We start from the raw sequence: 12249 nt of genomic DNA, 5'->3' as shown, positions 1-12249 counted from the left end.
ACCCTGCATCGTGAACCTCAAAAGTGGGAGGCCACCATACCCGTTTACAAAGCGAACAGGAAAGTCAATGAAATCAACGGTCTACCCAGACCACCCCCGCGCCAGTGCTAGCTTTGCGTACCGTCACTTATTGCACTGAAAACGAGGAGACCCCCTGCAGTGACTGAGAGATCTCCGGTGTGCACGCGGGCATGCCTTCAATTGCGCAATCCCAAAGTCTCGCGCGGCCGGGATCAGCGAACACCGTGTACAGACGCTGGCGCGAAACACCCAGGTAAAGCGCGGCGCTGCTCATCGACCAGCCCTTGAGGCGCAACTTATCCGCCAGCGCGCCAGTGCGTGGCTTTGGCGGGGTCGCATGTGTCAAGCAGTTGGACACTTCGGCCGGTTCCTGCGCGGTGCTCATCTGGGTAAGTCCTTGTTTTCCAAGCGGATCCCTGGGATAGGAAAGGGCGGCGCCGAGGCCATTATCTATGCGTTGAACGGGAAAATTTTTGGGTCGATCAGATCTTACCGCAGAACTTACGATAATGGAGATAATCATAAAAACAAGATCAAAAAAGTACCTTCCATAACGTAATCCGTACTGCGTAACGCGCTACGTAATCGGTTAAAATTGGCCAAAACGCCCTCTTGGAGACCGCATATGCAGGAAAAAACGCCGATCGCCACAGATGAGGTGCGCCAAGCCATCGATGAGGCGCTGGCCAGGTTGCCTGGCACCGCCACACGAAAAGACAAGACCAGGCTGGTGGCGAGCCTGCTTTTTCTGGAGCATGGGATCTACCCATCTGCCAAGGTCGTGCTGGATCACACGCGCCAGGGATCGCTGACCGATATCAACAGCGACCTACGCCAGTTCTGGGCCGACTTGCGCGACCGCATGCGCGCCAAGGTCAGTGCGCCGTTTCTTCCCCAGGATCTGCTGGATCGGTACGCCGAGGCGTTGAGTGGCCTGTGGGACTTGGCGCTGGCCAAGGCGAACGATGAACTGCAGGCGCAGCGACAGGAAGCCGCCGAGTCCGTCAAGCTGGCGCAGGCCGAGGCAAGCGATGCACTGCGCAACCGGCAGCTGGCTGAAGAGCAAGCAAAGGAAATGGGCACCCGGCTGGAGGCCGAGGCTGAGCGCAGGCAAGAGGCGCAGATGCGCGCCGAGGCTATGTCGGTGGAGATTGATGGCCTCCAAACTTCCCTCGCGCAGTGGCGTGAAAAGGCGCAAGCCGAGGCCAGCGCACGCCAGGAGGCCGAGCGGCAGTTTTCTCGCGACTTGGAAGCGGAGCGATCGGATCGTCAGCGCGAGGCGGAGCGCTTCATTGGCGAGTCACGCTTTGCCAAGATGCAGATCGAACAGGCCCGCGCTTCAGAAAGAGAGCTTCGCCAGCAGCTGGCCACGGCGATGCAGAGCAAGGAAGTGGAACTCACGACCTACCGCAAGCGCGCCAGCACCGCCGAAGAGGCACTGGGCGCCACAAGGCTGGAGTTGGCTGAAATGAAAGGCCGCGTCCAGGCCCTTGAAAAGAGTTTGGCGGATGCTTTGGCCAAGGCCAAAGAAGGCGTGGCGCGGCCACTGATGCGCGCACCAGTCAAGCAGGTGGCCAAGCGTCGATCGCTGCGGTAGGCAAGCCGGGTGGTGCGGCACCCTACCCCGCTGTCCCCTGCCCTGGCCGCCCTACTCTGGCCTCAGAAAACGGAAAAAAAGCACGCTAAGCCGGTTGCAGCGACCGTAACGGTCTGAACTCGCCCGGGCCGATCTTGGCGCTGCTGCGCCAGAGGTAATCGCCAGTCAGGTTGATGTGCTCCCAGCCTAGCGGAGACAGGTACTGCAACAGGGCATCATCGACGGCTTGACCGTGGCTGCGCAGGGCATTCGCGGCACGTTCCAGATAGACCGTGTTCCAGAAGACGATGGCCGCCGTCACCAGGTTGAGGCCGCTGGCCCGGTAGCGCTGCTGTTCGAAACTGCGGTCTCGAATTTCTCCCAGCCGGTTGAAGAACACGGCGCGGGCCAGGGCGTTGCGGGCTTCGCCCTTGTTCAGTCCGGCATGCACGCGGCGGCGCAGCTCGACGCTTTGCAGCCAGTCCAGAATGAACAGAGTGCGCTCGATGCGCCCCAGCTCGCGCAGGGCGACGGCCAGGCCGTTCTGGCGTGGGTAGCTGCCGAGCTTGCGCAGCATCAGTGAGGCAGTCACTGTGCCCTGCTTGATCGAGGTGGCCAGTCGCAGGATTTCATCCCAATGGGCGCGGACGTGCTTGATGTTGAGCGTGCCGCCGATCATCGGTTTCAGCGCCTCATAGGCGGCATCGCCCTTCGGGATATAGAGCTTGGTGTCGCCCAGGTCACGGATGCGCGGCGCGAAGCGAAAACCCAGCAGGTGCATCAGCGCGAAAACGTGATCGGTGAAGCCCGCCGTGTCGGTGTAGTGCTCCTCGATCCGCAGGTCGGATTCGTGGTACAGCAGCCCGTCGAGTACATAGGTCGAGTCGCGCACGCCGACATTGACCACCTTGGTGTGGAACGGTGCGTATTGGTCGGAGATGTGGGTGTAGAACGTCCGGCCTGGGCTGCTGCCGTATTTCGGATTGATGTGGCCGGTACTCTCGGCCTTGCTGCCGGTACGGAAGTTCTGGCCATCCGACGATGACGTGGTGCCGTCGCCCCAATGTCCGGCGAACGGATGCCGGAACTGCGCGTTGACCAGTTCGGCTAGCGCTGTCGAATACGTTTCGTCGCGGATATGCCAGGCTTGCAGCCAAGCGAGCTTGGCGTAGGTCGTGCCGGGGCACGACTCGGCCATCTTGGTCAGGCCCAGGTTGATCGCGTCGGCCAGGATCGTGGTCAGCAGCAGATTCTTGTCCTTGGCCAGGTCGCCCGATTTCAGGTGCGCGAAGTGCCGGGTGAAGCCCGTCCACTCGTCCACCTCCAGCAGCAATTCGGTGATCTTGACGTGCGGCAGGATCATCGCGGTCTGGTCAATCAGCGCCTGCGCGGTGTCGGGCACTGCCGCATCGAGCGGCGTGATCTTCAAGCCGGACTCCGTGATGATGGCGTCCGGCAGCGCGTTCGCCAGCGCCATGCGGTTGACGGTGGCGAGCTGCGTTTCCAGCAGCGTCAGCCGCTCATGCAGGTACTGGTCGCAATCGGTGGCCACAGCCAGCGGCAATTCGCTGGCCTGCTTGAGGCTGGCGAATTTCGCGGGCGGCACCAGGTAGTCCTCAAAATCCTTGAACTGGCGTGAGCCTTGCACCCAGATGTCGCCGGAGCGCAGCGCGTTCTTCATCTCCGACAACGCGCACAGCTCGTAGTAGCGCCGGTCGATGCCGGAGTCGGTCATGACCAGCTTCTGCCAGCGTGGTTTGATGAACTCGGTCGGCGCGTCGGCGGGCACTTTGCGGGTGTTGTCGCTGTTCATGCCGCGCAGTACCTCGATGGCGTCGAGTACATCCTTGGCGGCGGGCGCAGCCCGCAGCTTGAGCACATCAAGGAATTCCGGCGCGTAGCGCCGCAAGGTCGCATAGCTCTCGCCGATGCGGTGCAGGAAATCGAAGTCCTCGGGTTGCGCGAGTTTTTGCGCCTCGGTGACGCTTTCGGCGAAGGCATCCCAGGACATGACGGCCTCGATGGCGGCGAACGGATCGCAGCCTGCTTGCTTGGCCTCGATCAGCGCCTGACCAATGCGCCCGAACAGCCGCACCTTGGCGTTGATCGCCTTGCCGGATGCCTGAAACTGCTGCTGATGTTTGTTCTTAGCGGCGTTGAACAGCTTGCCCAGGATGCGGTCATGCAGGTCGATGATTTCGTCGGTGACGGTGGCCATGCCCTCGATGGCCAGCGCAACCAGAGTGGCGTAGCGCCGCTGCGGCTCGAACTTGGCCAAGTCGGCGGGCGTCATCTGGCCGCCCTCACGGGCGATCTTGAGCAGCCGGTTCTGGTGAACCAGCCGCTCGATGCCCGATGGCAAGTCGAGTGCCTGCCACGCCTTGAGACGCTCGATGTGTTCGAGCATGTGCCGCGAGTTCGGCTTGACGGGCGACTGGCGCAGCCAGGCCAGCCGGGTCGTCTTGCCGTTGTCACGGCGCTTGAGCAGATCGTCGAGGCGGCGGCGATGTGCGTCCGACAGCGGTTCGGCCAAAGCGTCGTAGATGCGCCGGTTGGCGCGGGTGATCGCCTCGGCGCTGGCCCGCTCAACGGCGTTGATGACAGGCAGAATGACCGACTGCCGCCGTAGATGGTCGATCAAGGCGCTGGCCAGCACAATGCCCTTGTCGGTTTGCATGGCCAGTTCGGTCAGCGTGTGGACGGCCTGCCGGTAGTGGCTCATGGTGAACGGCTGGAAGCCGAACACCGTTTGCAGTTCGACCAGGTGCTCGCGCCGGGTCTGCTCCCGCTGCCCGTACTCGTCCCAGCTTTCGACGCTGACCTTGAGCTGGTCGGCAACCAGTTTCAACAAGGACTGAAACGGCGGCTGATCGACGCCAAGGATGATGCCGGGAAAGCGCAGGTAACAAAGCTGTACAGCGAAGCCCAACCTATTGGCTGGCCCGCGCCGCTGCCGGATGATGGACAGGTCGGTGTCGCTGAACGTGTAGTGACGGATCAATTCGTCCTTGGTGTCCGGCAATGCCAGCAGGCTTTCCCGCTCGGCGGCGGACAGGATGGAACGACGCGGCATATCTCTATTGATCCAATCTCAAGTATTGATACAGAGTCTCCCGGCTCACCCCAAACTCACGGGCCAGCTTCGCTTTTTGTTCACCGGCGGCGGCACGCTGCTGTAGATCGGCTACCTGTTCGGGCGACAGCGCTTTCCTGCGGCCCCGGTAGGCTCCGCGCTGTTTGGCGAGCGCGATACCTTCCCTCTGTCGCTCGCGGATCAAGGCCCGCTCGAATTCGGCGAACGCCCCCATGACCGACAGCATCAGGTTCGCCATCGGCGAATCCTCGCCGGTGAAGGTCAGGCTCTCCTTGACGAACTCGATGCGCACGCCGCGCTTGGTCAGCTTTTGCACAAGGCGACGCAAGTCATCAAGGTTGCGCGCCAAGCGATCCATGCTGTGAACCACCACGGTGTCGCCTTCGCGCACGAAGGCCAGCAGCGAATCAAGCTCGGGCCGCTGCGTGTCCTTGCCCGACGCCTTGTCGGTGAACACCTTGCCGACTTCGACATGCTCCAGTTGCCGTTCCGGGTTCTGGTCGAAGCTGCTGACCCGGACGTAGCCGATGCGTTGACCCTGCAAGATGCCTCCCAATACGAAAGTGTCAGGAAGAAATCTATGACCTTTCGTTGTATGTGTCAAGAAATACAAATATCAACTCTATTCTGACGATGTCAGGCGGCCCTTCCTGACATCAGGATAGGGTATAGCTCAAGCTGACGCATTAGCGCTTGAACGCCAGTAACAAAACACCACCAGCGACCATCGCAATACCAGACCACTCGCGGAGCGACGGGCGTTCACCAAGAAACGTGAACGCAAACACAGCAACCAGCACAAGGCTGAACTTGTCTACAGGCGCAACTTTTGATGCTTCGCCGATCTTGAGCGCCCGGAAGTAGCAGACCCACGAAGCGCCGGTGGCCAAGCCGGACAACCCGAGGAAAAGCCATGTCTTGGGTGACAGCTCCAAAGGGTTGGCCCATTTTCCCGTGTAGGCGACAAACGCCGACAGGACGACGATGATGATGGCCGTTCGGATCAAGGTAGCCAGATCGGAATCAACTCCCTGAATGCCCATCTTGGCAAAAATCGCCGTCAGCGCCGCAAACACTGCCGACAGGAGTGCCCAATAGAACCAACCAGTTGAAGTAAGCAATTCGCTGCACTCCTCGTATCTCAAGTCATTACTTCATGGGCACGATAACGGAAACCTTTAAGCCGGTTTGCTGAGTTTCATCCACGAAGTCGAGGCTGATTTCTGCACCGATGCGATGGGCAATCGTTTGGACGATGGAAAGCCCGAGACCCGAACCGATCTGCTCGCTGCCCAGTGTGCGGTAGAAGGGATCAAAAACCCGATCCCGTTCTGCCAACGGAATGCCAGGCCCGCTGTCCTGAACACGCAGCTCGGCTTTTCCTTCCAATATACCCATGGAAAGATCAACCCTCCCGCCCTCTGGCGTGTAGCGGATGGCGTTATCGACCAGATTCTTGACCACGGCGATCATGTCCAGCTCGCTGGCCCACACTTCGGCGTCTTGCGTGCCTTCGACCCCGATGTCGATGTGCTTGGCCTCGGCCAACGGCATGAGGTCTTCCAGCACACGGCGGTAGATGCTCTGGACAGATACCGGTGACTTCGGCGTGTCAGTGGCTGACTGCGCCTTGGCCAAGGTCAGGAGTTGATCCAGCAGGCTCCGTCCGCGCTCAATCCCTTGGCGCAAGACCGTCAGTCGCTCACGTGCCAGGCCGGACATTTCCGCATCTGCCAGCCGCTCCGCTTGCAGCGAAAGGGCGGTCAACGGCGAGCGCAGCTCGTGCGCAGCATCCGCCACAAATCGGCGCTGAGAGTCCATAGACTGGCCGACGCGGGCGAGCAACCGGTTGATGGCCACGGCAAACGGGCGCACCTCAACCGGAAGGTGGCGGTCTTCGACGGGGTGCAGTTCCTGCTCTGCCCGCTGGTCGATTTCTTTGGAAAGTGCCGCAATGGGCAGGAACATCTTGCGCACCAGGTCGGCAACGATCAGCAGCAGCACTGGCACGAGGATCAGGAAAGGCATCACTGAGCGCAGCGCTCCATCGCGGGCGATTTCATTGCGAAAGCCCGCCTCCTGCGCCACGGCGATGCGTTCACCGGCTGCCGTGGTCTTGACCAGCACGCGGAACGACTCGCCACCGACCTCCAGCGTGTGCAACCCATCAGCCAGTGTCGTCGGCAGGGCAAGCGTGTTGCCTGCATCCAGGCTGGCCTCAGATTGCTTGGCTTCGCCCAAGCGCTGGACGATCACGCGAGATTCTTCATCGGCATCTTTGGGACGGGCATTGGTCGTCGGCGGGGGGGGGGACAGGCGCTGCCGATCCATGAGCTGCGCGACCTGGCGCAGCACATCGTCCTGTAGCTCATGGGCTTCGTCGAAGGCCGACAGGTACGAGAAGATGCCCGCTACGCTGGCCACCACGAGGATGGCCAGCGACAGGATGAAGGACAGCTTGAGCTGAACCGATTCGTTTAAACGTTTTTTGAGACCATCCATCCAACCCCCCTGACGTTCTTGATGACCTCGCTGCCCAGCTTGCGTCGCAGCGCATGTATCAGGAATTCAACGGCATTGCTTTCGACCTCTTCTCCCCAGCCGTAAATGCGATCTTCCAACTCGCTGCGCGAAAGGATGGCTCCCGGCCGAACCAGCAGGGCTTGCAGCAATGAGAACTCCCGGTTGGACAGTTGCACCGAGGAGCCACCGTTAACGCTGGCCTCTTTTGTGGCCGGATCGAGCGACACCACGCCATTGGTGAGTGTGGGCGTAGCCATGCCACCTTTGCGCCGCAGAACGGCGCGCATCCGAGCCAGCAGTTCTGCCATCTGAAACGGCTTGGACACGTAGTCGTCGGCCCCGCCGTCCAGGCCGCGCAGACGAGCATCCAAGTCATCACGCGCCGTGATGATGAGCAAGGGAACCGGGTTGTCCTTGGCGCGGATGCTGGCCAGCACCTCCAGCCCATCCTTGCCTGGCAGACCCAGGTCGAGCAGCACCAAGTCGTAGTGCTGGCAACCCAATGTCGTGAGAGCGGCCTGCCCATCTTTCACCCAGTCGGCGGCGTAGGACGCATCCTTCAACGCGCCCTGAATGGCTTCACCGATCATAGGGTCGTCTTCGACCAGCAATACCCGCATTCCACCTCCTCTTGAAATTGTTGCGCTCGCATTACGGCAACATCGAGACAAGAACTTTATCTTTTAGTCTGATGTGGTGATATATGGCAGCCAGCGCATGAATGCCTGCCAACCATATGATGACATCACCAAGCAGTTTGTGAATATCGCCCCAATCTGCAAGGTTGGAAAAATAAGAATTCCCAATAAAGGGGAACACGTTAATTCGGATGCCGCCTAATAACGTCAAAGGATGAGATTCGCTTCCCAGATACAGCAACGCAGAAATCGGCAGCGAAAAAAGCAACGCCCACAGCGCGAAATGCACCAATCGGGAAAGGCCAAACATCCATGCCGACATCTGATGTTGCGGAGCACTAGGACGTACTGCAACCCAAATCAAGCGCAAGAATGTGAGCACAAACACGGCGACACCCAAAGATTCATGCCAAACGATGTCATTTCGTGTGCCTGGATCGACTCCGCCATCAACTATTCGCCCAAAGTCGCCAGGACCTAATACAAATGCAGTGACAACAATCGCCGCCGTAATCCAATGAAAGGCTTTGCTGACTTTGTCATATTGATCAGGACTTTTACTCATCACGTTGTTTCCTGCATATTGGCTGGGATGACCGTATTTTCAATGCGCCGTCCGGGCTGCCCGCTGTCTGAACAATAGGATTGCAATCAGCATGAAGGCGAGCAGCGCAGCCGACGCCGAATAGCGGCTTAGCGCCAAACCTCCAGCGCTCAGCGGCTTGTCCAGAAAGTCACCAACCACGGCTCCCAGTGGGCGAGTCAGGATAAAGGCCGCCCAGAACAGCAGAGTGCGTGACACGCTAGTCCAGTAGTAGGCCACCACCACCAGGGCGAGCAAGCTGCCGAATACGACCGCAGCCCCCGTGTAGCCTAGGCCCGCTGTGTCGGCAGTCCAGTCGCCCAGCGCCGTACCCAGCGTCTGCGAGAACATGATCGTCAGCCAGTAGAACGCTTCCGCCTTGGGCGAGCTGACGGTGTTCACCGATACGGAACCCAGGGTGCGATACCAGACGAAGAGCGAGCCCAGCAGCAAGCCCAGCAGCAAGCTCGATCCGCCCGCGTACCCGATTCCGAGCGAACGATCCGCAAAGTCGGCCAACGTCGTGCCCACCGTGGTGGTGGCAATGATGGTGGCCCAGTACAAAAAGGGGTGAAAACTCTTGGCCTTGATCTGCGCAGTGACGGCGGCCAGAAAGATCGCCGCGAAAATGCCGGTGCCAACCAAGTAGCCCAGGTTCATGGACATCGAGACGGCATCGCCGCCAGTTTCGCCCAGCGTGGTGGCGGCAATTTTGATGATCCAAAATCCCAGCGTGACTTCGGGCACCTTGGCCAAGGCGTGTTCAGTGGATGTTTTCATGGAGCATACCTCCAGGTTAGGCTTTGCCTTCGAGCGTGTCGAAGGTTTTCAGCAGGGCACCCATCGCGGCCTTGCAATCGGCCTGGTTCGGTGCATCGGCACGTAACGTTGACAACGCCTTGTCGATGGATTTGTCGAGCACATGCCAGTCGTCGGCAGCGCGCGGTTTCAGTCCGGCCTCGGCCGAATCCCAGGCCACCTCCAAATCCTTGATGCGGGTCTTGGCGGCGGGCAGATCACCCTTGTCCACGATGGCGGCCACGTCAGTGGCGATGCTGCGAAATGCAGTCAGGTCGCCCAACTTGGAGATGGCCTTGCCCTGCGATACCGTGCTGGCGTTGGCAGACGGTGCAGGGGCGGTGCTTGCGCCGCCTTGGTCGGCAGGCTTGGAGCAGCCAGTGGCCAAAGCCACGAGCGCCACCGCCGACACGGCGGCGGCAAGGCGGGCGATAGAGTGCTGATTGAGCATGATTTCTCCTTGGGAATTTGGAATTGGGAAGAGAGTTATTCGGCGGCTTGGGTGGCGCGACCTGCGTTCATACTGAACTGCGCAACGGCCACCAGCATGACGATGACTGAGAGGAACAGGGCGCTGGTCCACATAGCCCCCATTCCGAGGCCACCGTAGGTCTTGGCTTGCGTCAGCAGGTCGCCGAGCGCAGCGCCGAAGGGACGGGTCAGGATGTAGCCGATCCAGAAGGTCAGCACGGCGTTGCCACCCATACGCCAGGCGGCATAGGTAATGCCGATCAGCGCGCCGAAGGCGACTGCGCCCCAGGTAAAGCCCAAGCCCAATGCCTCGGTCGCCAGATCGCCGGCAGCGGTACCAAGCGCAAACGTGCAGAGGATGGCTGACCAATAGAACAGCTCCCGGCGGCGTGTCACGATGTCGTGGATGGATAAGGTACGTTCGACCCGATACCAAACAAAGAAGATCGCGGCGAGCGCCACGGCGAACACCGAAGTGCTGATGTACAAGCTGACGCCCAGGCCGTCGGTCAACAGGTCGGTGATCTGGGTACCGACCACACTGACCAACACGACCGTTAGCCAGTAAATCCAAGGGGTGTAACGGCGGGTGCGCAGTTGTGTGAACAGGGCGACTGCCAGCAACGCACCCATGACGGTGCGCGTCAAGCCCTGGCCAAAGCCCGCGTTGACCGCCAGGAAGTCGGCCCCCGTCTCGCCCACCGTCGTGGACATGATCTTGATGATCCAGAACGACAGCGTGACTTCAGGGACTTTGTTGAGCCAGTCGCTTGCTCTGGCGGTGGGCAAATTGTTCATGGTGTTCTCCTGCCGGGGTGAAAGGGATGGCAGCCAGTCTGAGCGGGCAGACTTAGCCCATCCATAGGCTCACTCGCGCACCCATCCCAGCGCGATCAGCCTGCCGAACAACAAGCAATGGATACGGGTCGCCAGCCGGTAGATCGGCCCCAGATACCACCGTGCTTCGTGCAACGTCAGCACGGCACTGAGCGATGCGACCGCGATGGCACCAAGCATGTCCAGTGGAAAGTGAACCCCCAGGTAGATGCGCGACCAGGCGATGGGGAGGCCAAGCAGTGCCAAAGCGACACCAACCCTTCGCAGTCCTCGCTGTAGCAGAAAGCTGACGGCAACCGACCACCACAGCGTCAGGTGATCGCTGGGGAATGACGAGTCGGCAACATGGGGAATGAGCGTATGACCCAGCCCGATCATGAAAGGCCGGGGGTGCGACCAAGCCAGGCCGATGATTTGGTTGATCAGCAACCCAAGCAGGCCGGATGCGGTAGCGACTAGTAGCGCTTTGCGGGTGTTCACATTGCCGCGCAGCCAGCCGATGCCGATCAGAATCGGGACGACCCAGATGAGCCATTCCGCAAAGAAGGTAGCCAGCGTCACCACCAGAGCATTCGGGTGTTCAGGCGCGTTGAGCCATAGGAAGAATGTTTGGTTGAGCTGTTCCATAAAGTCTCCGGGCCGGATCACGGCGTCATGCGCGATCCGGCCACACTGGCAGGCGGTCAGTCTTGCTTGTCGTGGTCGTCATCGTGATCCGCCTTGTCCTCGGCAGATGAGATGACGGTACCCTTGTCGGCATCGACCCGGACATCGAAGACCTTGGCCCCGCTGACGACTTCCACGTCATAGACCCAGCCTTGCTTCGAGTTTTCGTACTCGGCGCGCGATGCCTTGCCATTGGCGTGCTGCTCGGCAACGGTGACGGCCTGGGTGAGCGGAATCTTGGCCCTGGTGATCGCCATGGCGTCGTTTTCCATGCCGCCCTTGGCGGCATAAGCGACCGCACCGGTCGTGGCAATGGCGATGGCCAGCAAGGAAAGTTTGGTGTAGCGGTACATGATGCTTCTCCAGAAGAGTGCAGGGATTTGCACGGTGGAGAAGTTACGCAGGCAGACTTAGCTGCCACTGAGCCAAGCCGTCACCGTTATCGTCGGAGATTGCTGCCAATGGCTTAGCGTGCTTTATTTTCCGTTTTCTGAGACGACCCCATCTAGCGTTTGTGCCTGGCCCTTCGAGGTCTAGCAGCCTGAATAGCTGTCTCGCTGGTGTTGGGTGGCAAACGATCCCGAAGTTCATTGAGCACTGCAAACATATCGTTGCTGCGCTCGTCAAACTTGGCTTTCCAGGTGCTTGCCTCGTCCCGGGCTAGCTGAAGTTCTGTTGTCATCTGGGCCTTTTCCGCCTGTAGCGAGGGTGTGCAGAATTTTGTGTAAACGGACAATCCAACGCCGGCGCAAGCCGGCCTGTCCGTAAGCACCATGAGCACCAAGAAACACGACGTACCCGAAGAACTGCTGTCTGGCCTGCTGGCTAACTACAAGAAGCCTGAAGACCTCATCGGCGAGAACGGCCTGCTCAAGCAGTTGACCAAACTGCTGGTCGAGCGAGCTTTGGACGCTGAGCTGACTGAGCACCTGGGCCATGAACGCAACGAGGCGGTGGCCAACCCCGCTGGCAACACCCGCAACGGCAAGAGCAGGAAGACCCTCAAGGGCGATTTCGGCGAGTTGCCCATCGAGGTGCCTCG

14 protein-coding genes are annotated in these 12249 nt (G+C 60.2%); 2 read left to right on the top strand and 12 right to left on the bottom strand.

Annotated features, from left to right (window positions below; genetic code table 11):
• Positions 1-127: 127 nt before the first annotated feature.
• Complete coding sequence (locus BN2503_RS20275) at positions 128-544, bottom strand: hypothetical protein (protein WP_139235603.1); 417 nt, start codon at positions 542-544, stop codon at positions 128-130.
• 102 nt (positions 545-646) lie between these two features.
• On the opposite strand from BN2503_RS20275, the gene BN2503_RS17840 reads away from it, so the two are divergent.
• Positions 647-1618, top strand: a complete 972-nt coding sequence (locus tag BN2503_RS17840; protein ID WP_054257958.1) for a DNA-binding protein — start codon at positions 647-649, stop codon at positions 1616-1618.
• Positions 1619-1703: 85 nt separating this feature from the next.
• Here the strand turns inward: BN2503_RS17840 and BN2503_RS17835 are convergent, their stop codons facing one another.
• From BN2503_RS17835 to BN2503_RS17790, 11 genes are all read right to left on the bottom strand, one after another.
• Positions 1704-4670: a Tn3 family transposase gene (locus tag BN2503_RS17835; protein ID WP_054257957.1), complete on the bottom strand. Its 2967-nt coding sequence runs from the start codon at positions 4668-4670 to the stop codon at positions 1704-1706.
• Positions 4671-4674: 4 nt separating this feature from the next.
• On the bottom strand, positions 4675-5235 hold the full coding sequence (locus BN2503_RS17830; RefSeq protein WP_054257961.1) for a recombinase family protein: 561 nt from the start codon (positions 5233-5235) through the stop codon (positions 4675-4677).
• Positions 5236-5377: 142 nt separating this feature from the next.
• Positions 5378-5812 (bottom strand): EamA family transporter, encoded by a 435-nt coding sequence (locus BN2503_RS17825; protein ID WP_054257960.1) that lies wholly within the window; start codon positions 5810-5812, stop codon positions 5378-5380.
• A gap of 28 nt (positions 5813-5840) precedes the next feature.
• On the bottom strand, positions 5841-7193 hold the full coding sequence (locus tag BN2503_RS17820) for a sensor histidine kinase (protein ID WP_054257956.1): 1353 nt from the start codon (positions 7191-7193) through the stop codon (positions 5841-5843).
• Positions 7169-7834, bottom strand: a complete 666-nt coding sequence (locus BN2503_RS17815) for a response regulator transcription factor (RefSeq protein ID WP_054257955.1) — start codon at positions 7832-7834, stop codon at positions 7169-7171. Before BN2503_RS17815 ends, BN2503_RS17820 begins: the two co-directional genes overlap by 25 nt.
• Before the next feature lie 31 nt (positions 7835-7865).
• Positions 7866-8417: a cytochrome b gene (locus tag BN2503_RS19700; protein WP_074930469.1), complete on the bottom strand. Its 552-nt coding sequence runs from the start codon at positions 8415-8417 to the stop codon at positions 7866-7868.
• Positions 8418-8456: 39 nt separating this feature from the next.
• Positions 8457-9215 (bottom strand): COG4705 family protein, encoded by a 759-nt coding sequence (locus tag BN2503_RS17810; protein WP_054257954.1) that lies wholly within the window; start codon positions 9213-9215, stop codon positions 8457-8459.
• Between the two features lie 16 nt (positions 9216-9231).
• Positions 9232-9684, bottom strand: a complete 453-nt coding sequence (locus BN2503_RS17805; protein WP_054257953.1) for a hypothetical protein — start codon at positions 9682-9684, stop codon at positions 9232-9234.
• 35 nt (positions 9685-9719) lie between these two features.
• The gene (locus BN2503_RS17800; RefSeq protein WP_054257952.1) at positions 9720-10502 is read right to left on the bottom strand and encodes a COG4705 family protein; all 783 of its coding nucleotides are present in this window, start codon (positions 10500-10502) and stop codon (positions 9720-9722) included.
• 69 nt (positions 10503-10571) lie between these two features.
• Positions 10572-11168, bottom strand: a complete 597-nt coding sequence (locus tag BN2503_RS17795) for an undecaprenyl-diphosphatase (protein ID WP_054257959.1) — start codon at positions 11166-11168, stop codon at positions 10572-10574.
• A gap of 56 nt (positions 11169-11224) precedes the next feature.
• Positions 11225-11560, bottom strand: coding sequence for a PepSY domain-containing protein (locus BN2503_RS17790; protein ID WP_054257951.1), 336 nt, complete (start codon positions 11558-11560; stop codon positions 11225-11227).
• A 420-nt stretch (positions 11561-11980) separates the two neighbouring features.
• Here BN2503_RS17790 and BN2503_RS17785 point away from each other — a divergent pair.
• A partial coding sequence (locus tag BN2503_RS17785; RefSeq protein ID WP_199445276.1) for a transposase occupies positions 11981-12249 on the top strand: 269 nt, incomplete at its 3' end.

The organism is Paenacidovorax caeni (assembly GCF_001298675.1).
Classification (GTDB): domain Bacteria; phylum Pseudomonadota; class Gammaproteobacteria; order Burkholderiales; family Burkholderiaceae_C; genus Paenacidovorax; species Paenacidovorax caeni.
The sequence above is the reverse complement of the archived record's forward strand: the minus strand, read 5'-3'. Positions and strand labels throughout refer to the sequence as shown.